Annotated in this window: 12 protein-coding genes; 4 read left to right on the top strand and 8 right to left on the bottom strand. The window is 69.1% G+C overall.

Features of this window, described 5'->3' with window-relative positions; genetic code table 11:
- Positions 1-41: 41 nt before the first annotated feature.
- The 3 genes from hppD to P3T34_RS09125 form a co-directional block, all read right to left on the bottom strand.
- On the bottom strand, positions 42-1,115 hold the full coding sequence (hppD, locus tag P3T34_RS09135; RefSeq protein ID WP_280665502.1) for a 4-hydroxyphenylpyruvate dioxygenase: 1,074 nt from the start codon (positions 1,113-1,115) through the stop codon (positions 42-44).
- A gap of 174 nt (positions 1,116-1,289) precedes the next feature.
- The gene (locus P3T34_RS09130) at positions 1,290-1,994 is read right to left on the bottom strand and encodes an aspartyl/asparaginyl beta-hydroxylase domain-containing protein (protein WP_280665501.1); all 705 of its coding nucleotides are present in this window, start codon (positions 1,992-1,994) and stop codon (positions 1,290-1,292) included.
- Entirely contained in the window at positions 1,991-5,278 is a 3,288-nt protein-coding gene (locus P3T34_RS09125; protein WP_280665500.1) for an amino acid adenylation domain-containing protein, read from the bottom strand. Before P3T34_RS09125 ends, P3T34_RS09130 begins: the two co-directional genes overlap by 4 nt.
- 281 nt (positions 5,279-5,559) lie before the next feature.
- Between P3T34_RS09125 and P3T34_RS09120 the strand changes: the two genes are divergently transcribed.
- The 3 genes from P3T34_RS09120 (at position 5,560) to P3T34_RS09110 (ending at position 15,087) form a co-directional block, all read left to right on the top strand.
- Entirely contained in the window at positions 5,560-12,618 is a 7,059-nt protein-coding gene (locus tag P3T34_RS09120) for a non-ribosomal peptide synthetase (protein ID WP_280665499.1), read from the top strand.
- 70 nt (positions 12,619-12,688) lie between these two features.
- Positions 12,689-12,919 carry an MbtH family protein gene (locus P3T34_RS09115; protein WP_280665498.1) on the top strand — a complete coding sequence of 77 codons (231 nt, stop codon included), beginning with the start codon at positions 12,689-12,691 and terminating at the stop codon, positions 12,917-12,919.
- Positions 12,920-13,095: 176 nt separating this feature from the next.
- The gene (locus P3T34_RS09110; protein ID WP_280665497.1) at positions 13,096-15,087 is read left to right on the top strand and encodes a hypothetical protein; all 1,992 of its coding nucleotides are present in this window, start codon (positions 13,096-13,098) and stop codon (positions 15,085-15,087) included.
- A gap of 96 nt (positions 15,088-15,183) precedes the next feature.
- Here P3T34_RS09110 and P3T34_RS09105 read toward each other — a convergent pair whose 3' ends face one another.
- The 4 genes from P3T34_RS09105 to P3T34_RS09090 form a co-directional block, all read right to left on the bottom strand.
- The gene (locus tag P3T34_RS09105; protein ID WP_280665496.1) at positions 15,184-15,624 is read right to left on the bottom strand and encodes a hypothetical protein; all 441 of its coding nucleotides are present in this window, start codon (positions 15,622-15,624) and stop codon (positions 15,184-15,186) included.
- 45 nt (positions 15,625-15,669) lie between these two features.
- The gene (locus P3T34_RS09100; protein WP_280665495.1) at positions 15,670-17,064 is read right to left on the bottom strand and encodes a glycosyltransferase family 2 protein; all 1,395 of its coding nucleotides are present in this window, start codon (positions 17,062-17,064) and stop codon (positions 15,670-15,672) included.
- Between the two features lie 223 nt (positions 17,065-17,287).
- Positions 17,288-18,061, bottom strand: coding sequence for a glycosyl hydrolase (locus tag P3T34_RS09095; RefSeq protein ID WP_280665494.1), 774 nt, complete (start codon positions 18,059-18,061; stop codon positions 17,288-17,290).
- A gap of 377 nt (positions 18,062-18,438) precedes the next feature.
- A complete protein-coding gene (locus tag P3T34_RS09090) occupies positions 18,439-20,121 on the bottom strand; it encodes an alpha-amylase family glycosyl hydrolase (RefSeq protein ID WP_280671913.1) in 1,683 nt (560 codons plus the stop codon).
- A 492-nt stretch (positions 20,122-20,613) separates the two neighbouring features.
- Here P3T34_RS09090 and P3T34_RS09085 point away from each other — a divergent pair, with 492 nt between their 5' ends.
- Positions 20,614-22,032, top strand: a complete 1,419-nt coding sequence (locus P3T34_RS09085) for a glycosyl hydrolase family 28-related protein (RefSeq protein ID WP_280665493.1) — start codon at positions 20,614-20,616, stop codon at positions 22,030-22,032.
- A gap of 653 nt (positions 22,033-22,685) precedes the next feature.
- Here the strand turns inward: P3T34_RS09085 and P3T34_RS09080 are convergent.
- Entirely contained in the window at positions 22,686-24,212 is a 1,527-nt protein-coding gene (locus P3T34_RS09080; protein WP_280672672.1) for a hypothetical protein, read from the bottom strand.
- Between the last annotated feature and the right edge of the window lie 78 nt (positions 24,213-24,290).

Here is a 24,290-nt window from a genome sequence, read left to right as displayed (position 1 = left end):
TCGATCCTGAATCTTGCCGATAGTGGGAGTGAACTGCGGGATCAATGCACCGAAGTGTCCTCGGAATCGCGCTGGACGGCCTCGTAGAGTGCCTTGATGTTCCCGCTGCCGAAAGTCTTGGCGCCGTGGCGGTCGATGACCTCGGAGAAATAGGTCCGCTTTTCGTGGGTGGACTGGGTGAATATCTGGAACACATCGCCCCAGTGGTCGCGGTCGACCAGGATATTGAGCTCCCGCAGCAGTTCCACCTCGTGGTCCATGTCCCCGAGCCGGGCCGCCAGACCGTCGTAGTAGCTGCCGGGGGTCTGCAGGAACTGGACGCCCCGCCCGGCGAGGGTGCGCACCGCGGTCGCGATGTCGTCGGTGAGGAAGGCGACATGTTGGACCCCGGCGCCGCCGTGCGACTCGAGGAAGCGGTCGATCTGCCCGGGATCGTGCGAGACGTCCGGCTCGATCAGGGTGAAGGTCACCTGGCCGGAGCTGCTCTGCACGACCTTTGAGTCCATCGCCTGGCGGCCGACCTGCACGTACTCCTCGAAGATCTGCCGGAACCCGAAGACGTGCCGGTAGAACTCGGTGGTGGTGGCCAGCGTGCCGGCCGGGAGGCAGACGGCCAGGTGGTCGATGACGTCGAGGACCTCCGCGCTCGGCTCCGCGTCCTGGGCCAGCACCGTGATCAGGCCGGGGAGCAGGTCGTCCTCGGCGCCGCTGCGCTGGACGAGCCGGTGGACGACGTCGCCGAAGCCGCCCACCTCGGCGATCGTCGCCGTCGCGGTGGCGGAGACGAGGTCCACCGGCTCGCTGACCGCCCGCGCCCCGCGGCTCACCGCCTCGGCGTACGCCGCCCGGACGTCCGGCACCGCGAAGGCGATCACGGCGACGCCGTCGCCGTGCCGCGCGACGTAGTCGTGCGCCGGGTGCTCGGGCCGCAGTGCGGCCGTGACGACGATCCTGATCCGCCCGTGGTGCAGCAGGAAGGACTGCCGGTCGGCGCTGCCGGTCCCCGGTCCGGCTTCGCCGCACAGGCGGAATCCGAAAGCCTTGCACAGCTCGGTCGACGCCTCTTCGGCGTCGGCTGCGTAGAATTCGATATGGTCGATGGTACTGACGTCCATGAGCAGCTCCCGTGACTGATCGACGGCACGAAAATCGATTTCCCCGGATTTTCTGTGCGGTCACCAGAATCCGTCATCCACCGACCGGCTGTCACCGCTGCGAGCTGTCGGGACCACGCCACGGCGGACGGTCGCCAAGCGCCGGCCGGCCTATTCGCCAGATGCCGGCCCGGCCTATTCGCCGAGCATGGCCCGGATCTCGGAAATAAGCACCGTGAGAGCCTCGCGTTCGGCGAGGGTCGTCTCCGGATGCCAGAGATCGACGAGCAGGCAGATACGCGGGCGGTCCCCGTGGTTGGCCGCCTCGTGCTCGAAGGAGTAGTCGAAGAGCAGGCACTCGCCCTCGATCCAGGACCGGGTCTCGCCGGCCACCGTGATCGAGCAGTGCTCGGGGATGTCGATCGCCAGGTGGAGGCCGATGCTGAAGTTCCACAGGTCGCAGTGCGGCTTGATCACCGCGCCGGGCAGCAGGGTCGAGAAGCGGCTTTCCAGCAGCGGGCAGAGCACGCCGGAGTCCACCGCGCTCTGCTTCACCACCTCGAAGGCGGTGGGGGCCAGCCGCGCGGACGGTGCCACCAGCGCGCCGCCGCGGAACAGGTACAGCTCCTCCCGGTGCGCGGACCGCAGGCGCGTGAGCTCACGTTTGATGGCCGGCTGGTGCTCTTCCAAGGCCTTGACGACGGGCAGCAGTTCGGGATGTCCGTACGGGTCGTGCCAGGGCTGCTGGGAGATGCCGGGCAGAATCCACCGGGCACCGTCCTGGAGCGGGTGGCGGCCCCGCTTGGACGTCTGCGCCAGCATCTGCTCCACTCGATCCAACGAGCCGGGGGAGTAGGTCCTGGTGATCCGGGCGAATTCACGCTCGAAGTCCGGTGTCATCGACTGCCTTCTGTGGGGCTGCTTTCGGTGGGACTGCTTTCGGTGGGACGACGCCGCTGGAGAGCCGGCCGGGCCGGCTTGGCCGACTCGAGCTTCAGCGCGAGGAGTGCGGGGGTGGCCGCGTCGAACAGGGTGCGGACCGTCAACTCCGCGCCGAGCAGGCTGCGGACGCGGCTGACCAGCTTCATGCCCAGCAGCGAGTGGCCGCCCAGGGCGAAGAAGCTGTCGTCGGGTCCGACCCTGTCGATGCCCAGCAGCTCGGCGAAGAGGGCGCAGAGGATCTCCTCGCGGGCCGTGCGCGGGGCGCGGCCGGGGGCCTCGGTGCTGCGTGAGGGCGTCGGCAGTGCGCGGCGGTCCAGCTTGCCGTTGATCGTCAGCGGCAGGGCGTCCAGCAGCACGAACGCCGACGGGACCATGTACTGCGGCAGCCGTCCGGCCAGGTACGACCGCACCTCCGCGAGCTGCGGCGCCGCACCGCCGGGCCGCGCCACCAGATAGGCCGCCAGGCTCGTCCCGCCCGGCCCGTCCTCCCAGGCGACCACGGCGGCCTGGGCCAGCCGAGGGTGGGCGGCCAGCGCGGTCTCGATCTCCCCCAGCTCGATCCGGAAGCCGCGGATCTTCACCTGGTCGTCGACCCGCCCGACGAACTCCAGCAGTCCGGCCCGGTTCCAGCGGGCCAGGTCGCCGGTGCGGTACATCCTCTGCCCGGTCGCGGTCGCCGTGTCAGCTCCGGCGTCGACCGCGGTGTCGACTTCGGGGAACGGGCAGGCCACGAACCGCTCGGCCGTCATGCCGGGCCGGTTCAGGTATCCGCGGGCCAGACCGGCGCCGGCCAGATAGACCTCGCCCACCACACCGGGCGCCACCGGTTGCAGCAGCTCGTCCAGGACGAAGGCGCGGGTGTTGCGGTTGGGCCGACCCAGTGCGGGCCGCGGACTCCCGGCCACCGGGCAGCCCAGCACGTCGACGGTGCACTCGGTGGGCCCGTAGTAGTTGTAGCCCGTGATCCGGGGCGAGGCCGCCAGCGCGTTCCACAACTGCTCACTCGGCGCGTCCCCGCCGATGACCAACACGGCGGGCGGGCCCGGACGTTCGGCCGTGAGCCCGCAGGACAGCAGCTGCTCGGCATAGGACGAGGTGATGTCCAGCAGATCGATCTCGTGCTCGGCGAGGTAGCGCACCAGGGCTTCGGGGTCGGTGCGGGTGTCGTCATCGACCAGGTGCAGCCGGTGCCCGACGAGCACCGCCATCATCGTGGTCCACGAGGTGTCGAAGGCGATGGTGGCCGTGAGCGCCGCCCGTACGGGCCGGGTGGCGTCCGGCCGCGCGGGGCGGTCGAAGAGCACCGCCGCGTGGTCGGCGACCCAGTTGGCGAGCGCGGAGTGCGGAACCACCACGCCCTTCGGCCGGCCCGTCGACCCGGAGGTGTAGATCACGTAGGCCGGATGCTGTGGCAGCAGCGGTGCCACCCGGTCGGCGTCGGTCAGGTCCCGCGCCGACGCGGCGGCCCACTCGGCAGCGAAGCGGCCGTCGTCCAGGCACACCAGCAGGTGGCCACCGGGCAGTTGACCGGCGGCGGCGGCGGTCGTCGTCAGCACGATGTCCGCCCCGGCGTCACCCAGGATGAACCGCAGGCGCGGCGCGGCCTGGTTCAGCTCCAGCGGCAGGTAGGCCGCCCCGGTCTTGAGGACGGCGAGCAGGGCCACGACCAGATCGCCGGTCCGTGGCAGCGCCAGGCCCACCACTCGCTCGGGGCCGCAGCCGTGGGCGATCAGCAGGCGGGCCAACTGGTTGGCCCGGGCGTTCAGTTGGGCGTACGTCAGGGTGCCGTCGGCGGCGACCAGGGCCACCTCGTCCGACGCCGCGTGCGCTTGGAACAGGTCGACCACCGTGCCCGGGGCGACCTGCGCCCGGGTGTCGTTGTAGTCGACGAGGGTCCGCCGCCGCTCCTCGGGTGCCAGCAGGTCGACCGTCCCGATCGGCTCCTGCGGAGCCCGTGTGGCACCGGCTAGCACCGCGATCAGCCGGGTGACCAGCTGGGTCGCGGAGTCGCGGTCGAACAGGCCGCAGTTGTAGCCGACCCGGCCCTCGACGCCGCGCGGCAGCCCGTCCTGGTCGTAGCGCTCGTGCAGGTCGAAGTCCAGATCGAAGCGGGTCGCGTGGTCGGTCGGGCGGTCGGTCGCCAGCTCGGTCACGGTGAGCCCCGGCAGGTCCAACCGGACGTCGTCGTCGCGCCGGAGTCCCAGCTGGACCTGGCACAGCGGGTGGCGGCCGGCGGCGCGGGGTGGGTCGAGCGCCGCCACGACCTGCTCGAACGGTGCGTCCTGGTGGGCGTACGCCAGCAGGCCAGCCTCCGCGGTGCGCCGCAGCAGCTCGGCGAAGCCGGGGTTTCCGGAGGTGTCGGTGCGCAGCACCACGGTGTTGGCGAAGAGGCCGACGAGCTCCTCCAGCTCCTCATCCGTCCGCCCGGCGACCGAGGTGCCGATCGGGATGTCGGTGCCGGCGCCGAGCCGGGTGAGCAGGGCAGCGAGCGCGGCCTGGACCACCGTGAAGACCGTCGTTTCGGCGGCCACGGCCACCTCGACCATCCGGGCGTGCAGCTCAGCGGTCAGGTGGACGTCGATCGCCTCTGCGGCGAAGGACGGCGACGTCGGTCGCCGCCGGTCGCCCGGGTACTCCAGCTCGGCCGGCAGACCCGCCAACTCCTGGCGCCAGAAGGCCAGCTGCTCACTCAGTGCTTCCGCATCCTCCTTCTCCTCCGCGTGATGCAGGAGCGGGAGAGCGGCCCAGTCGGGTGCGACCCCGGACTGCCGGGCAGTGTAGGCCGTCGCCAGATCCCGGCAGAGCGGCGCGGTGGACCAGGCGTCGGCGGCGCTGTGATGCAGGGCTATCACCAACACCTGGTCGTCCGGCCCGAGTTCGAGCAGCGTGACGCGGATCGGGAGCTCGGTCGACGGATCGAACGGATACCGCCCGGCCTCCTTGACCGCCTCGTCCAGCGTTGTCCCGGGCACGACCGTGCGGCGCTCCAAGGCGGGGGCGACCGTGGAACCGTCCAACGCGGAACCGTCCAACACCACCTGCTCCATGCCGCCTTGGACCTCGCGCACGACCGTGCGAAGGCTCTCATGGCGTTGGACGACGTCCTTGACGGCCCGTTCCAGGGCGTGCGGATCCAGCGGGCCGAGGAGACGGAAGGCAACCGAAGTGGTGAAGGCCGCGGGTGGGCCCTCGAATTCGCCGGGTAGCCACACTCGACGCCGCGCAAAGGACTGAGGAGTCATCTGGTGTCTTCCTTAGGGCTCACTGTTTTTCGAGCACCAGACTCGGTCATCCCAGCCCCGGCTGTCATCGCTCTGAGCTGTCGGAACCCCGCCAAGGCGGAGGGCCGACAACGCGCAGCCGTGACAGGGAGCCGCCGGATGGCCGAGCCTGAAGCCGGCGCCAAAAGGCGGTGTGCGTCCAACTCGCCGTCAGTGCCCCGTGCCCCCCTCGACACTCCCGACACTCCCGCTCGGCCCGGCCCGGCCGTGGCGGCGCAAAGGCTCCAAGGAAAGGCCGATCAATGATTCCGTTGTCGTTCGCGCAGCGTCGGTTGTGGTTCCTGGGTGAGTTCGAGGGGCCGAGTTCGACGTACAACGTTCCGTCGGTGTTCCGGTTGGAGGGTGCGTTGGATGTGCCGGCTCTGGAGTCGGCGCTGAATGATGTGGTGGGGCGGCATGAGAGTCTGCGGACGGTGTTCGCAGTGGTGGACGGTGAGCCGGTGCAGGTGGTGTGGGACTTGGGGGATGTCCCGGGGGTGGCTTTTGAGCGTCGGGTCTGCGCGGTGGGGGCTGTGGGTGAGGCGTTGGCGGTGGCGGGTCGGTATGTGTTCGATCTGGCGGGGGAGTTGCCGATTCGGGTCACCCTCCTCGAATTGGGTCCGGCTGACCATGTGTTGGTGTTGATGGTGCATCACATTGCGACCGATGGTTGGTCGATGGGGCCTTTCTGTCGTGATCTGGCGACGGCTTATGCGGCGCGGTTGGCGGGTGGGGTGCCGGTGTGGTCGGAGTTGTCGGTGCAGTATGCCGACTACGCTTTGTGGCAGCGGGAGTTGCTGGGTGAGGCGGGGGATCCGGGGAGTGTTGCTGGTGAGCAGCTCGCTTTCTGGCGTGGGGTGTTGGCGGGTCTGCCGGCGGAGTTGGAGTATCCGGTGGATCGCCGTCGGCCGGTGGTGTCGTCGTTCGGTGGCGAGTCGCTGGAGTTCCGGGTGGGCGCCGAAGTGCAGGCGGGGATAGCGGAGTTGGCGCGAACCTGCGGTGCGACGCTGTTCATGGTGGTGCAGGCGGCGTTGGCGACGGTGCTGACGCGGTTCGGCGCGGGGTGCGACATCCCGATCGGGACGGCGACGGCGGGCCGCACGGATGACGCTCTGGAGGAGCTGGTCGGCTTCTTCGTCAACACGCTGGTGCTGCGCACGGACACCTCGGGTGATCCGTCGTTCCTTGACCTGTTGGGGCGGGTGCGGGATGCGGATCTGGCGGCGTTCTCGCATCAGGAGGTGCCGTTCGAGTGGGTGGTCGAGGCGGTCAACCCGCAACGCGCAAGCAACCGGCATCCGCTGTTCCAGGTGATGCTGCTGCTGGAGGGCGCGGAGGAGTCGTTGCAGCTCCCCGGGTTGCGGGTCACCACTGAGCCGGCGAGCCAGCAGGCGGCCAGGTTCGATCTGGCGTTCACGGTCGTCGACGACGGGACGGGGAGCGGTCTGACCGGTCGGGTGGGCTATGCCGTGGACCTCTTCGACGAGGTGACGGTGCGGGAGTTCGCCGATGCGCTGGTGCGGGTGCTTGCGGCGGCGACGGCGGATCCGCACGTGCCGGTGACGCGCATCGACGTACTGTCGCCCGTTCAGCGCCACCAGGTGCTGACGGAGTGGAGCGGGGCGAGCGTCGAGGTCCCCGGCTCGTCGGTCCCGGCGGCGTTCGCCGAGGTGGCCGCGCGGTCGCCGCAGGCCGTCGCCGTGGTCTGCGAGGGAGTTGAGTTGACGTATGCGCAGTTGGACGAGCGCTCCAGCCAACTCGCCCATCACCTACTGGGGTTGGGGGTGCGGCCCGAAGACCGGGTAGCGGTCGTGATGGGACGTTCCGCGGACGTCGTGGTCGCCCTGCTGGGGGTGCTGAAGGCGGGAGCCTGCTATCTGCCGCTGCCCGGGGACGCTCCTGCGGAGCGGGTCCGCCAGGTGCTGGATGAGGCGTCGGTCTCGGTGGCGCTGGCCGACGCCGGGACGGCCGATCGGATGCCTGCGGGCTGCCGAGTGGTGACCTTCGACGCGGACGGCACTGTGACCGGTGCGGCCGAACTGCCGAGCTGGACGCCTCAAGTGGAGTGCCTGGCCGACCAGTTGGCCTACGTGATGTTCACCTCCGGTTCGACGGGAGTGCCCAAGGGCGTCGCGGTCACCCACCAGGACATCCTCGCGCTCGCGGCCGACCAGGCCTTTGCCGGGGATGCCCATCTGCGGGTGCTGCTGCTGGCGTCGGTGGCCTTCGATCCGTCGACCTATGCGCTCTGGGTGCCGTTGCTGCGGGGCGGCTGCTCGGTCCTGGCAGGCGAGCAAGACCTCGACGTGGCAGGTGTGCGCCGACTGCTGGTCGGCGAGCGGATCACCGGGCTGGACATCACCGCAGGGCTCTTCCGGGTCGTGGCGGAGGAGGACCCGGGGTGCTTCGCAGGCGTCCAGGAGGTGTTCACCGGTGGCGACGTGATCGCCCCGGAGGCGGTGCGACGAGTACTGGACCACTGCCCCGGCACCGTGGTCCGCTCGTCCTACGGCCCGACCGAGACCACCTTCTGCATCACCCAGGCGCCCTGGCGGGTGAGCGAATCGGTTCCGGCGCCGATCCCGATCGGCCGGCCGTTGGACAATGTGCGGATCTTCGTCCTGGACGGGCTGCTGCAGCCGGTTCCGGTCGGGGTCACCGGCGAGCTCTACATCGCGGGTGCCGGCCTGGCCCGTGGCTATCTCAACCGGCCGGGCCTGACGGCGGAGCGCTTTGTGGCCTGCCCGTTCGGGGCCCCGGGCGAGAGGATGTACCGCGCCGGAGACCTCGCCCGCTGGAACCGGGAAGGGCAGCTGGAGTTTGTCGGGCGGGCGGACGAGCAGGTCAAGATCCGCGGGTTCCGCATCGAACTCGGCGAGATCGAGTCGGTGCTGTCGGGCTACGCGGGGTTGGCGCACTGCGCGGTCATCGCCCGTGAGGACCGCCCGGGGGACAAGCGGTTGGCCGCCTACGTGGTCGCCGAGAGCGGCATCGACGTGCCGACGGCGGCGCAGCTGCGGGCCTACCTGGGTCAACGCCTGCCCGCCTACATGGTCCCGTCGGCGTTCGTGGCACTGGACGCCCTGCCGATCACCACGAACGGCAAGCTCGACCGCCGTGCCCTGCCCGCACCCGAACTCGGCTCCGAGACACCTGGCCGCGCCCCGCGCACGGCCCGCGAGGAGATCCTCTGCGCTCTCTTCGCCGACGTCCTGGGCGTGCCGACGGTCGGACCCGACGACGGCTTCTTCGACCTCGGCGGCCACTCCCTGCTCGCCATGCGCCTGGTCGGCCGGATCCGCACCGCACTCGGCCTGGAACTCCCGGTCCGGGTCCTCTTCGCGGCCCCCACCCCCGCCGAACTCGACCACCACCTCCAGGACGCCGGGGATGCCCGTCCGCCGCTGGTCGCCGCCGAACGCCCGCTGTCGTTGCCGTTGTCGTTCGCGCAGCGTCGGTTGTGGTTCCTGGGTGAGTTCGAGGGGCCGAGTTCGACGTACAACGTTCCGTCGGTGTTCCGGTTGGAGGGTGCGTTGGATGTGCTGGCTCTGGAGTCGGCGCTGAATGATGTGGTGGGGCGGCATGAGAGTCTGCGGACGGTGTTCGCAGTGGTTGATGGTGAGCCGGTGCAGGTGGTGTGGGGTTTGGGGGATGTCCCGGGGGTGGCTTTTGAGCGTCGGGTCTGCGCGGTGGGGGGTGTGGGTGAGGCGTTGGCGGTGGCGGGTCGGTATGTGTTCGATCTGGCACGGGAGTTGCCGATTCGGGTCACCCTCCTCGAATTGGGCCCGGCCGATCATCTATTGGTGTTGATGGTGCATCATATTGCGACCGATGGTTGGTCGATGGGGCCGTTCTGTCGTGATCTGGCGGCGGCTTATGCGGCGCGGTTGGCGGATGGGGTGCCGGTGTGGTCGGAGTTGTCGGTGCAGTATGCCGACTACGCGTTGTGGCAGCGGGAGTTGCTGGGTGAGGCGGGGGATCCGGGGAGTGTTGCCGGTGAGCAGCTCGCTTTCTGGCGTGGGGTGTTGGCGGGTCTGCCGGCGGAGTTGGAGTATCCGGTGGATCGCCGTCGGCCGGTGGTGTCGTCGTTCGGTGGTGAGTCGCTGGAGTTCCGGGTGGGCGCCGAAGTGCAGGCGGGGATGGCGGAGTTGGCGCGGACCTGCGGAGCGACGCTGTTCATGGTGGTGCAGGCGGCATTGGCGACAGTACTGACGCGCTTCGGCGCCGGTTGCGATATCCCGATCGGGACGGCGACCGCGGGCCGCACGGATGACGCTCTGGAGGACCTGGTCGGCTTCTTCGTCAACACGCTGGTGCTGCGCACGGACACCTCGGGTGATCCGTCGTTCCTGGAGTTGTTGGAGCGGGTGCGGGATGCGGATCTGGCGGCGTTCTCCCATCAGGAGGTGCCGTTCGAGTGGGTGGTCGAGGCGGTCAACCCGCAACGCGCAAGCAACCGGCACCCGCTGTTCCAGGTGATGCTGTCGATGGACAGCGGCCTTGAGCAGCCGCTGCGCCTTCCCGGACTACAGGTCACCGCCGAGACCTCGCAGCTGGAGTCGGCCAAGTTCGATCTCGCGGTCAGCATGGTCGAGGACAATGAGGGGAGTGGCCTGACCGGGCAGATCGAGTTCTCGCTCGATCTGTTCGACGAGGTGACGGTACGGGAGTTCGCCGATGCGCTGGTGCGGGTGCTTGCGGCGGCGACGGCGGATCCGCACGTGCCGGTGACGCGCATCGACGTACTGTCGCCCGTTCAGCGCCACCAGGTGCTGACGGAGTGGAGCGGGGCGAGCGTCGAGGTCTCCGGCGCGTCCATCCCGGCGGCGTTCGCCGAGGTGGCCGCGCGGTCGCCGCAGGCCTTGGCCGTGGTCTGCGGTGGTGTCGAACTCAGCTACGCGCAGTTGGACGAGCGCTCCAGTCAACTCGCCCATCATCTACTGGCGTTGGGGGTGCAGCCCGAAGACCGGGTAGCGGTTGTGATGGGACGTTCCGCGGACATGGTGGTCGCGCTGCTGGGGATTTTGAAGGCGGGGGCCTGCTATCTGCCGCTGCACGGGGACGCTCCTGCGGAGCGGGTCCGCCAGGTGCTGGATGAGGCGTCGGTGTCGGTGGCGGTGACCGATGCGGAGATGGTCGGCCGAGTGCCGGCAGGGTGCCAGGTGGTGACCTTCGACGCGGACGGCACCGTGACCGGTGCGGCCGAACTGCCGCGCTGGGCGCCGCAAGTGGAGTTCCTGGGCGACCAGTTGGCCTACGTGATGTTCACCTCCGGCTCCACCGGCCGGCCCAAGGGCGTAGCGGTGACGCATCGCGACGTGGTGGAGCTGACCAGGGACGGCATCTTCGCCGGGGATGCCCAGCAGCGGGTGCTGCTGCTGGCGCCGGTGGCCTTCGATGCGTCGACCTATGCGCTCTGGGTGCCGTTGCTGCGGGGCGGCTGCTCGGTCCTGGCAGGCGAGCAGGATCTGGATGTGGCGGGTATTCGCCGGCTGCTGGTGGGCGAGCGGATCACCGCGATGGAGATCACTTCGGGGCTGTTCCGGCTGGTGGCGGAGGAGGACCCGGGGTGCTTCGCAGGCGTCCAGGAGGTGTTCACCGGTGGGGATGTGGTCGCTCCGGAGGCGGTGCGGCGGGTGTTGGAGCACTGCCCGGGGACGTTGGTGCGAGCGGCCTACGGCCCGACCGAGACGACCTACTGCGTGACCACGGCGCCCTGGCGGGTGAGCGAATCGGTTCCGGCGCCGATCCCGATCGGCCGGCCGCTGGACAATGTGCGGATCTTCGTCCTGGACGGGCTGCTGCAGCCGGTTCCGGTCGGGGTCACCGGCGAGCTCTACATCGCGGGCTCGGGCCTGGCCCGTGGCTATCTCAACCGTCCGGACTTGACGGCGGAGCGCTTTGTGGCCTGCCCGTTCGGAGCCTCGGGCGAGAGGATGTACCGCGCCGGGGACCTCGCACGTTGGAACCGGGAAGGGCAGCTGGAGTTCGTCGGCCGTGCGGACGAGCAGGTCAAGATCCGCGGGTTCCGCATCGAACTCGGCGAGATCGAGTCGGTGCTGTCGGGCTACGCGGGGTTGGCGCACTGCGCGGTCATCGCCCGTGAGGACCGCCCGGGGGACAAGCGGTTGGCCGCCTACGTGGTCGGCGAGAGCGGCGTCGACGTGCCGACGGCGGCGCAGCTGCGGGCCTACCTGGGCCAACGCCTGCCCGCCTACATGGTCCCGTCCGCGTTCGTGGCACTGGACACCCTGCCGATCACCACGAACGGCAAGCTGGACCGCCGCGCCCTGCCCGCACCCGAACTCGGCTCCGAGACTCCCGGCCGCGCCCCGCGCACGGCCCGCGAGGAGATCCTCTGCGCCCTCTTCGCCGACGTCCTGGGCGTGCCGACGGTCGGACCCGACGACGGCTTCTTCGACCTCGGCGGCCACTCCCTGCTCGCCATGCTCCTGGTCGGCCGGATCCGCACCGCACTCGGCCTGGAACTCCCGGTCCGGGTCCTCTTCGCGGCCCCCACCCCCGCCGAACTCGACCACCACCTCCAGAACACCGGAGACCAACAGGCCGCGCTGGACGTCCTGTTGCCCCTGCGCAGGGGGACCGGCGACCCGCTCTTCTGCGTCCACCCGGCCATCGGCCTCTCCTGGGCCTACGCCGGACTGCTCGCCACTCTGGATCGCGAACGACCGGTCTACGGACTGCAGGCCCGCGCCTACAGCGAGCCGGACAGCGCCCCGTCGTCCATCGAGGAGATGGTCGACGACTACCTCGCGGTCATCCGCTCGGTTCGACCGCACGGACCCTACGCCCTCCTCGGTTGGTCGTTCGGCGGCCTGGTGGCCCACGCCCTCGCGGTGCGGCTGCGCAGCGAGGGCGAGGAGGTGTCGATGCTCGCCATGCTGGACACCTACCCGACCGTCGACGCCGAGCCGGCGCACGCGTCCGACACCGAGCGCACCGAGCGCGACGTACTGGAGGAGATCATCGAGTCCATCGGGCACGATCCGCGGTCGGCGAGGAGCCCGCTCGCCGGACTCGGAGGCGCTGGTGGCGAGGGCCTCGCCGCACTGATCCGCGTCTTCGAGGGCATCGGGGACCTGAAGCCCGAGGACCCCGGCGTGTTCGACGGCGACCTGCTGTTCTTCGCCGCCACCGCCGACAAGGCGGACCGCCAGGACCACCCGGAGCTGTGGGAACCGCACATCACCGGCCGCCTCGACGTCGTGCCGATCGACTGCCGACACGGCGAGCTGGCCGACCCCGAGCACCTGGCCCGGATCGGCCGGATCCTCACAGCCCGGCTGTCCACCCGCCCCTAGGGCATCACCCACACCATCAATCACCACACCTGACCACACCTGACCTTCCATCAGCAAAGGGGCAAGCACCATGGCCAACCCGTTCGACGACCCGCAGGCAACCTTCGTCGTCCTGGTCAACGACGAGGGGCAGCACTCGCTCTGGCCGGTCGCCACGGCCGTCCCGGAGGGCTGGACGGTCGCCCACCAGGCCGACACCCGCGAGCGCTGCGTGGAGTACGTCAACGCGACCTGGACGGACCTGCGGCCACGAAGCCTCGTCCTCGCCATGAAGGCCGCAGCCGCGGACTCGACGGCGTGACACCGCATCACGGCGCCGAGCCCACGCCCCCGCCTTCCGGACACCCGATGGACACCCGATGCCTTTGAGTCAATGCCGATTTGGCTGCCCGAAGTCTGGACGTGACAAGCCGTCAGCCTGAATCATGATCCACCGCATCCGGCCCACCGGGCCGTCTTACACCAACGGGGATCCGCATGACACGCCCGACGCCGCATCGTCGCACCGCCGCCCTCGCCCTCGCAGCCGCCACCGGCCTGCTGGCCCCGGTTCTCACCGCGACCGCCGCCCACGCCACCGGCACGTACGACAACGGCACCATCGCCGACAAGGCGCTCAGCTACTACCGCCTCGACGCCCTGGGCAACCCGGCCGGACCCGGCACCGCTGCCTGCACCGCCGCCGGCCGGACCGGTGGTGCGAAGTCCCGCGACTTCGCCGACTGCGTCCTCTCCCTCGGCAGCGGCGGCACCCAGTACCCCGCACCCACCGGCGGCGAGTACCAGCAGAGCCTGCTCGCAGCCGGCGCGACGGCGGTCACCGCCGCCACCGCCATCAAGGGGGACCTGATCCAGCAGGGCACCACCGGCACCGACACCCTCGACACCGCGATCATCGTCGCCGACAACCCCGGCGGCTCCTTCCAGGTCGTCGACACCGACCCCGCGACCGGCCTGGTCCGCTACCGCACCTGGACCCCGCCCGCCAGCAACGTCGGCTACTACCGCTTCGGTACCGCCCCCCAACTCGGCTTTGTCTTCGGCGGTCTGAGCCAGAACCAGACTGTCAGCGGACCGGTCGACCTCGTCGCCCGCGCCTCGCAGTACGGCCTGGTCGCTACGCTCCACTACGTGATCACCAGCCCCACGGGCGCCTCGGTCGACCTGTCCTCCAGCTACGAGCCCGACCACTTCCACGTCAGACTCGACACGACGACCTTGCGCGACGGCTCCTACACGCTCGCCCTCTCCGCGCTCGGGACCGACGGTGCCACCCACAGCTACCAGGGCGTCGACTTCACCGTGCAGAACGGCGTGCACGCGGCCCCGACCAGCGCGGGCGTGACCATCAACAACCACAACGGCGCGGTGGTGGTCTACGGGCTCGGCAAGGACGGCCAGATCTGGGAGGACTACCAGCAGGCGCCCGGCGCGGGCAACTGGTCGGGGTGGGAGCTGAACCTGGGCGCGCCGATGACCGGCACCACCTTCGTCAGCTCGCCGAGCGCCTTCGTGGACAAATTCGGCGCCAGTGTGGTGGTCGCGATCGACACCAACGGGGACGTCCAGGAGAACTACCAGACCTCGCCCGGCGCCACCACCTGGACCGGCTGGCACCACTACAACAGCTCGCCGCTGCCGACCGGGGTCACCTTCACCGGTACCGCGATCGCCACCACCGACGTCAACGGCGTGAACGTCTGCTACGTCACCGGTTCCGACGGGCAGGTGTACGAGAACTGGCTGAACCGCAGCACCGGCCTATGGAGCGGCTGGGAACTCGGCCTCGGCACCCCGCTCGCCGGTACCCACTTGGTCAGTTCGCCCAGCGTCTACGTCAACAGCACCGGCCGCCTGGTCGTCACCGCCATCGACAGCAACGGCGACCTCCAGGAGTCCCACCAGGTCAACCCCGGCGCCGGCCCCTGGACCGGCTGGGCCCACTACAACAACTCCCCGCTCCCCACCGGCGTCACCTTCAAGGGCAGCCCCGCCTCGTACCACGACGTCAACGGAGTCGACGTCAGCTACCTGACCGGTTCCGACGGGCAGGTGTACGAGAACTGGCTGAACCGCACCACCGGCCAATGGAGCGGCTGGGAACTCGGCCTCGGCACCCCGCTCGCCGGTACCCGCCTGGTCAGTTCGCCCAGCGTCTACGTCAACAGCACCGGCCGCCTGGTCGTCACCGCCATCGACAGCAACGGCGACCTCCAGGAATCCCACCAGGTCAACCCCGGCGCCGGCCCCTGGACCGGCTGGGCGCACTACAACAACTCCCCGCTCCCCACCGGCGTCACCTTCCTCGGCAACCCGAGTTCCACCAAGGACGCCAACGGGGTGGACATCAGCTACCTGCTCGGCACCGACGGCCAGGTGTACGAGAACTGGCTGAACCGCAGCACCGGCCAATGGAGCGGCTGGGAACTCGGCCTGCGGTCCCCCGCGGTCCCGCTCGAGGCCGTCTGACCCGAGGGCCCTCGGCACGCAGGTACGGCGCTGCCGCCCGGGCACCCGTCCCGGGCGGCAGCGCCGCAGCCAGTGCCCTCCGCCTACCGGCCCCGTTCACGACGGTGGCAAGGTGATCGCCCCCGCCGCATCCGCGTATCCATCGTGCTCCGGTTCGTGAGGGGCGGGGCTGAGGTGAGTTTGGAGCCGCGCGTGGCGGAACTGGTAGACGGCTCCGACCTGGCGTAGCACTCCGCGCTGGTAGGCGTCGTCGAGGAAGGCGATCGTCGCCCACGGAAGCCGTCCGGTCAGGGGCAGCCAGATCCGTGTGAAGAGCACCCACTGGCCCCAGGTGGTCAGCGCGAGGGCGTAGCAGACGGTGCCGGCGAGGCCGCCGCCGACACCGATCAGCAGCCCGGGGAGCAGGTGCCAGCTGAGTGGGCCCAGATAGCCCTGGCAGACGTCCGCGATCAGTCGGCCGCCGAAGGTGATCGCGAGGGTGAGCAGCGGCATGAAGAGCAGGGCCTGGCGCAGCACGGTGCTGCGATTGATGGCCATGGCGCTGGAACAGAACCACTCCGCTTCACATCTCCTGACAGCGCGTCATTGGTGCCAGGGTGGAATTTCACCGTGCATCTGCTCGCCGCTGGGCAGGGAGAGGAGGAGGCCGAGGGGGTGAAGGCGGCTGAGGCGGACAACGGCCGCGGCAACGCCGCACAGGACGAAGAGCGCGATCAGGGTCCAGGCGATCCCGAGTGCGATACAGGCGAATGCCAGGCCCACGACGGAGGCGAGCAGGAGGGTGAAGCCCACCGCAGTGGTGATCGCCTCGCGCAGGCGACGGCCGCGGCTGTGCGTGCGTTCCCAGGTGGCGCCTGTGCCGGTCAGTATGTCGATGAGTGCCTTGGTATAGATCACGTTGAGGAACTGGTCGAAGAGGACCTCCGGCACGATCGCGGCGGCCAGGAGCAGGGCCTTCCATCCGCCGCGTTTGGCGGCCCAGATACGTTCGAAGGCGGCGACGGAGGTGATCGCGAGCCAGAACCACGGCCACCCGGGGAAGCCCTTGCTGACGGTGTAGTACAGCAGGACGGTGAGGAAGAAGGGGACGAAGGCCACGCTGAGGTAGGTGAGCAGTTGCCGGCATACATAGGGCAGCGTGACCCGGGTGACGCCGTAGGCCTTGAGGTTGTCCAGGGCGCCGCGCTGCCAGCGCAGCCGCTGGTAGTACAACCGGGACCAGGTGGGCATGAGTTCGGTGCCCACGATGCAGGCGCACGGTGATACGCACCGGTAGCCCAGGTGTTTGAGGGCGAGGGTCAGTTCGTTGTCCTCGGTCAGCGACTCCACGTCGTAGACGTCCCGCCCTCGGGGGAGGGAGCCGTGGGAGCGGGCCTCGTGGACCTGGCGCAGGGCGTGCACCGGGTAGAGGGAGGCGGTGCCGGTCAGGACGTCGGCGCGGCCGTGGCGGCGGTGGAGTTCACGCGCGTAGCGCACGTACTCGTTGTTCTGCAGATGGCAGACCAGACCGCGCAGGGGGTAGCCGAAGAAGATGGCGCCCACACCGCCGATGGGCGCTTGGTCCGTTTCCTGGTGGCGCAGGCGTCGGCCTGCCTCGGCGATGAACTGGGGTGACAGAGATGTGTCGGAGTCCATGACCATGACGGCGTCGTCGTCGGACAGCAACGGCAGCAGCCGGGCCAGGACCTGGTTGAGGGCGCCTGCCTTGTCCTGCGTGTTGCCGACCGTCTCGACGGCCTCGGCGCCGTGGGCGGCGCTGATTTCAGCCGTGAGGTCGGTGCAGCGGTCGGCGACCACGATGACCTCGTCCGGGGGCCTGGTCTGGGCCGCGAGCGACTCCAGGGTCTCGCCGATGAGCGCTTCCTCGTTGTGCGCGGGCACCAGCACGACGATCCGGCCGGGTCCTGCGTGCCGCAGGTCGGAAATGTGGCCGGGCTTGGTCCGGCCCTCCCGGGTCAGGTTCCTGGGTCTGCGCACGAACGCGGGCCCCCGTGCCTCTTTGCGTGTCTGTCTCCGCGTCGGTCCGAACATGCCCACCAGCGACTCCTCAGCATTCCGCAGCACCCAGGCGGTCAGGCCGAAGCCGGGGAGGTGCACCTAGTGGATTGTCACGCCGGTGCTGCGGCGGTCGTAGGGGCTATTGCCCCGAACGGAGCATCATGTTCACCGCTGGGGGCTGCCGCGGATCTGTACTCCCGCCTCACGCGGAGGTGTAGAGCGGGGATGCGATGCCTGCCCGAAAGGCGCTCAAGGCTGCGGGAGAGGACCAGACCCGCCAGTCGGTCTCCTTGTCGGCGTTGAACCACACCAGTGCGCTGATCCGGTTGTCGCCGTCGATGGCGGCGAACATGGCTGTGATCCAGGAGGCCTTGTCGCCGCCCAGCTCCGTGCAGCCGACCTCCGTGAGCCAGAGCGGCTTCGGGGTGAGGGTGCGGATGGTGGCGATGGTGGGGTTGAAGACCTCGGTGAAGCTCTGCCAGGTGCTTCCGCTGCGGGAGGTGCCCCAGTTGTAGCCGTCGACGCCCACCAGGTCCACGTACTCGTCGCCCGGGTAGAGCTCGGACAGGGGAGTCGAGTCGGCGTACTGGTTGATCGGCGTCCACAGCCACTTCACGTTGGTTGCGCCGACTGTGGTGAAGATGGCGCGGATGTGTTTCCACGTCGCCACGTACTGCGCGGTGGTGTTCCCGTTGACTCCCGGATCCCATGGGTTCCAGTTCCCGTTCATCTCCGCGCCCCACCGCAGGTAGACGGTGGTGCCGAAGGCCCTCGCGGCGGTCGCCCACTGTGTGATGTAGGTGTCGAAGTTCCCGGCGAGGATGTTCGACAGTGCGTAGGCGGGCTGGTTCGCGTCGCCGGTCCAGTCCCAGGACTCCCACGTGATGAGCGGCGTCTGGTCGCGCGAGCGGACGTAGGCGGCGTCGGAGGCGGGGAACGGTTGCCGTCCCTCCCACTGGACGTACCACTGCACCACGCTTGGCCGGCGCCTGACGGCAGCGTCGTAGCGGTCCAACTGGTCGTGCCATCCGGCAGGATCCCCGGAGGGGTCGGGGATATAGGCCCCACTGGTGACTCTGCGGACCGTGAAAGAAGTCTCCCCACGCGAGGCAGATCCGAGATCGGTGCCAGTGGAGACCAAGGCCAGCAGCATCACCCACGTCCACCAGGCCCTCATCCACGACTTCCTCTGGAATCGGGCGGGCACGGAGGGGGATTGACCAGTAGCCGACCAGATGACTCCCCCGACTGGCCGCGCTCCGAACCGTGGACGATTCACCGATTCAGACATCTGCTGCCAACCTCGTTCTTCGGTGGTCGAGTTCCATGCTCCCCGGACGCGGTCCAGGGATGTCATCGGGCCAGCCAGACGGCCGCGTCGCCGGGCAGCAGCCCGTCCTGCAGGCGAACACTGCTCAGCAACACCTCCCGGTGGTCCGCCAGGCGAACCGCCTGTGGGCCGAAGTTGACGATGCATTGGAAGCCGGAGGGGCGTGTGAACGACAGCAGGTCGGGCACGGCCGTACGGTCCCAGACCAACGCCCCGTCGCCCAGGGCCGGGTGGATCCGGCGGATGTGCAGGGCCCTGCGGTAGAGCTCGAGCATCGACCGCTCGTCGCCGCGCTGTGACTGGGCGGTGAGATGCTTCCAGTGCGGCGGCTGTGGCAGCCATGGAAGTGCGCCGGCGCCTTCGGGGCTGAAGCCGAACGGCGGGGCGTCGCCGGACCAGGGCATCGGCAGGCGGGAGCCGTCGCGGCCGCGGTCGGTGCGCCCCGACCGCTCCCAGGTGGGGTCCTGCAGGGTCTCGTCGGGCAGGTCCTCGACCTCCCACAGACCCAGTTCCTCGCCCTGGTACAGGTAGACGGAGCCCGGAAGTGCCAGCATGAGCAGGGCGGCCGCCCGTGCACGCCGCGTGCCCAGGGCCAGGTCGACCGGGCCGGGCGGAGAGTGGTTGGCGAGGGTGTGGACCGGGCCGTCGGGCTGCGGCCTCCCGAAGCGGGTGAGGTGCCGCACGACATCGTGGTTGGAGAGCGCCCAGGTCGCTGGGGCACCTACGGCGCCCATCGCGGTCAGGGAGCTGTCGATCGCGAGGCGCAGGTGTGCCGCCCGCCACGGGGCTGTCAGATAGTCGAAGTTGAAGGCGGTGTGCAGTTCATCGGCCCGGACGTAGCGGGCCAGGCGCTCGGAGGCGCGTGCACACGCCTCGGCGACGAACACGCGAGGCTCGGGGTAGGAGTCGGCCACCGCGCGCCAGCCGCGGAAGATCTCGTGGACCCCTTCGCGATCCCAGTGGGGATGATCGGGATGGGCCGCCGACGCGACGAGTTCCATGTCCAGGGGACCCAGGTCGGGTAGACCCGGGGCCTTGACCATGGCGTGCGCAACGTCGATGCGGATCCCGTCGACGCCCAGATCGAACCAGAACCGCAGGATCGACTCGAATTCACGGCGGACCAGACGACTGTCCCAGTTGAGGTCGGGTTGCTCGGGAGCGAACAGATGGAGATACCACGGGCCGGCCCCGCCGTCGGGTTCGACGATGCGGGTCCACGCGGAACCACCGAAGACGCTGCGCCAGTTGTTGGGCGGGGTGTCACCCCCCGGGCCGCTGCCCGGCCTGAAGATGTAGCGGTCACGCTCGACGCAGTCCGGGCCGCCCGCCAGCGCCTCGCGGAACCACGGGTGATGGGAGGAGGTGTGGTTCGGCACGATGTCGATCAGGATCCGCAGGCCCAGAGCGTGGATCTCCTCGATCAACTCCCGGGCATCGGTCAGGGTGCCGAAGACGGGATCGATGGCCCGGTAGTCGGCGACGTCGTAGCCTCCGTCGACCATCGGCGAGGGGAACCACGGGTTGACCCACAGAGCGTCCACCCCCAGATCGACCAGGTGGTACAGGCGTTGGTGAAGCCCGGCGAGGTCCCCGACGCCGTCACCGTCTCCATCGGCGAAACTGCGCAGGTAGACCTGGTAGCAGACCGCGTCACGCCACCAGTCGAGGGCCTGGGGAGACGATCGGTCCCCGGAAACGCCCAGGACCCGCCCGGGCGAGCGCTCGCCTCGTCGATCTGCTCTCACCGGCCCAGGATGCCCCGCACATGACGGCCCGTAGCGCTGGCACGCCGGGGAGACGTGCGAGGGGAGCCGTCTCGGTGGGCGCGGTCGCCCGGCGTGGCGCTGGATGCCTGTCGTGGCGTCATGACCGAGAAGCCGACAGTGCCACCACGAACCATCGGCGCGATGGAATACCGAGTCCCTTTACGAAGAGTGCTTCATCCGTTACGCTAAGTAGGTGCAGTGAAATCGCATTCCGGCGTGGCACGGCGACGAACGTGCCCTCACCCGTTACCTGGCCGGCCCGTACCGGATTCCATGACCGAGTACAGCTCTGACGCGGCCAGGCTCCCATCACGGACTCAGCTTGAATCGCTCTGAGCGACCGTTGGGGCTGGCCACCGGACCCTGGTGAAGTACCAGCCCCAGCTGCAGCACCCTCCACCGACAGTGCGAGCTTGGACGGAGATCATCATGGCCACCAGTTACTGGTTCAACGTCCTGGACTATGGCGCGACCGGCAATGGCGTCACGGACGACACCACCGCGATTCAAACCGCGATCAACGCGGTGCCCTCCTCCGGCGGAACGGTCGTTTTCCCCGCGGGTACCTACAAGATCTCCTCAGTGCTGGTGGCCCGCTCCAACCTCGTTCTTGAGGGGGTCAGTGACGGCTCGTCGGTGATCGCACAGAGCAGCACCACCGCCAACGGGCTGACCGGCTCGGACATCACCCGGTTGACCGTCCAGGATCTCACCATCCAAGGGCCGGGCAGCGGCAGCGGCAAGGGGATCGTGCTCACCCGATCGGCCAACCCCGCGACCGTCTCGCTGGCGTTCGCGCGGATGACCGTGAAGTTCTTCGGCGACACCGGAATCGACCTCTCCAACCCGATCGTGTCCACGTTCGAGGGCGTGACCTCGGCCAACAACGGCAACCACGGCTGGAGCATCCACGGTGTCTCCGGAGGTGCTGCAGGGACGAGTTGCTCATTCGCGTCCTGCTACGCCGACACCAACACCAACGCCGGCTTCCATGTCGACACCATGGCCTACTGCTCCTTCGTCGGCTGCGCCGCCGACTACTGCGGCATCGGCTACGAGGTGACCGGCATCGGCAGTCAGGGCATCAGCTTCACCGGATGCGGCGCCGAATCCGCGGTCAACCGCGGCACCGGATACAACGGCTACGGCTGGAAGATCAACGCCGCGATCGGGGTGGGCCTGTACAACTCCTTCACCTACAACAGCCCGAGCATCAGCATCTGGGTCACCGGTGCCGCACGAGCGGTCAGCATCCTCGGTTTCGCCGAGAACACGCCCGCCGGCTCGGCGGTCAACTCGGTCACGGTCGACGCCGGCTGTTCGGCCACCCTCGGCGACTGCAGCAACGTGGCGCCCCTGTCGCTGGCGGGCTACACCAACATCATCAACGACACCGCCGGCGGCACGGTGGCCAGCGGTTTCGTCTACGGCTCGAACTCCGCCTACTACGAAGGCAACGTCTCCACCACCGCCGCACCGACGTCGGCCGAACACCTGACGAGAAAGGACTACGTCGACGCGAAGGTCAACCCCGCCCCCGTCACCCTCACCGACGCGGCCACCATCGCCACCAACGCCGCACTGGGAAACCTCTTCCGCGTCACCCTCAAAGGCAACAGAACGCTGGGCACCCCCACCAACCCCACGGACGGCCAACGCATCACCTGGGAGCTCATCCAGGACGGCACCGGAAGCCGCGCCCTCATCCTCAGTTCCGCATTCGGCCTGGGGACCACCATCTCCTCGACCACACTCACCACAACGCCGAACAAGCGGGACTTCCTCACCGCGGTCTACAACGCCACTGCCGTCAAGTGGTACGTGATCAACTTCGTCAAGGGCTACTGAACCGCGCTGCGGGTTCTTCAGAGACCGCCCGCTCCGCCCAGTTGACCCGCGACGACATCGCAGCCCTCGCCCGAGCCAATAGTGCGACCTGGTCGCCGTCCTCGCCGACCGAGCCGCGCTCTACCAACAGCTCGGACTGGTCCTTACCTACAATCCGGGAAAGCAAAAAGTGCTGGTTGAGATGGATCTCAACCAGCACTTCTCCGGAACCCGTAGGCTCACGGTCTGTGTCCGAGGGGGGACTTGAACGATTCGCCAACCTGGAGTGGGCCTCTGCGGTGCTGGAACTGGAAGGACCGTGACCGGCGGGGCTGGCGCGTTCGGTGAGGGCTGGGCGGCCAGGACAGCGGCGCGATGGCCGCGAAGTCGGCCAGGCCGCCTGCCGGCACTGGGCCTAGCCGTAGGCAGCGATCTGGTTAAAGGCGGGAGTGCCGACAGCGCCGTTCAATATCTCGCATGGGCAGGCCCTCGCCCGCCCCGGTCAGGTCGAGGGCCAGGTCACGCGGGCGAAACTAGTCAAAAGGCAAGGATTCGGGCGGGCCGGCCTGGACTTCCTCCGCGGGCGGATACTCCTGACGGACCTGACCCGCACGATCACAAGATCAGCGACAGAGTCGAATTTTGTGATCCCGACACGTCGACCGTGGACGGGGTCAGGGCCTCGCGGGGGTGTCCAGGTCGTTGGCGTCCTTGCTGATTCCCGGCGGGCAGCAGAAGGCGGCGGCAGCCGTCAGCACGATAGCGAGGCCGCCCGCGAAGATGCCGTAGACCAGGTGCTTGGTGTCCTCGATCGCCTCGCCGTAGACCGCAGAGGTGAACTGGGCCACCACCACACCGATCATGCAGACCATCACTGTGACGAAGGCGGTGCGGCGCTGGTTGTCCCGGATCCTGCGGTACCAGAAGAAGCCGAACACGCCGAGCGCCAGCAGGCCGGGGACGAGGGCCCGCCCGGTCGCGCGGGCGAAGTCGCTGTAGAGCGCCAGCCGGGACTCCAGCGTGCCGGCCGGGTGGCCGGTCTTTGCCGGGTAGGAGCCCAAGTAGTTCGGGTGGGCGGCGGCGAAGTTGTCCATGCCGCCGAGGGTGATGCTGGCGGCGACGCCGGGGTGCTCGACCAGGTAGGTGGCGATGTTGCCGTAGGTCATCTTGTCCGCGATCTCGGGGAACTGCGGGTCCTTCTCCGGCGCGTGGGCGGCCCACCAGTCGTAGCCCTCGTACTGGACGAAGTGCTGCGGGAGGCCCAGATCCTTGGCGGTCTGCGACGGGTCGGAGCTGTGGGCGAGGACGCCGTCGAAGATCATCTCGGTGCGGTTGATCGGCTCGAATGCTTTCATCTGGGTCTGCATGGTGAAGACCCCCGAGACGGAGATCAGCAGCACGGCGACGGCTGGCAGCAGCCTGGGGGCGACCCGGCTGCGCAGTCGGGAGAGCGGCAGGCCGGAGAGCGGCACCCGGACCACCAGCAGCAGTGCGGCGAACGGGACGACCAGGGTTACCGCCTGGGTCTTGGAGGTGATGGCCAGCACCGCCCCCGCCGTGAACAGCAGCAGGCCGCCCTGTTTGGCCCTGGTACTGCCGCCGAAGTGCATCGCCCCGGCGGTCACGAAAAGGATCCCGACCAGCCCGGCCAGCTCGCTGTACGGAGATATCGAGTAGCCGGCAAAGGCGGTGTCGCCCACCACGACGAACAGTGCCGCGCAGATCAGCAACCGCACGATCACGCGCCCGCGGAGCGCCGCCGCGAAGATCGTGAAGACGAAGGCGACGACGACGCAGAAGAGTAGTCCGAGCGCCCGCAGGTCGAACGCCCCGGGGTAGCCCCAGAGGTGGCTCAGCGGCTTGGCCAGGTGCATCAGCAGTTGCTCACTGCTGGTGTAGGTGTTGGTCGCGGTGCAGGCGCCGTGCGGCCCGTAGTCGTACCGGGGGTTCAGGAACTTGAACCAGCGCATGGAGTCATTGGGGACGTGGACGGCCAGGTTCAGGCCGCACATCCGGCTCGGCCCGTCCCCGTTGTCGGCCATGCCGACCGGTCCGGGTATGAACAGCCGCACCAGCATGAGCACACCGGCCGCGATGCCGACGATCGGCGCGAGGACCCAGGGCCTGGCGAGAACGTCGAAGGGACGCTTTCGTTCGACAGCTGCCTGGCTTGTCCGATGTGCGGTGGTTGATCTGCTCACCTGGGCACCTTAGTGCACAGAATCTTATCCAGGGCACATGTCTGATTCGGGTGCTGTCACGTTGGTCGGGGTGTGGGC

The sequence above is a fragment of the Kitasatospora sp. MAP12-44 genome, assembly GCF_029892095.1.
Classification (GTDB): domain Bacteria; phylum Actinomycetota; class Actinomycetes; order Streptomycetales; family Streptomycetaceae; genus Kitasatospora.
The sequence above is the reverse complement of the archived record's forward strand: the minus strand, read 5'-3'. Positions and strand labels throughout refer to the sequence as shown.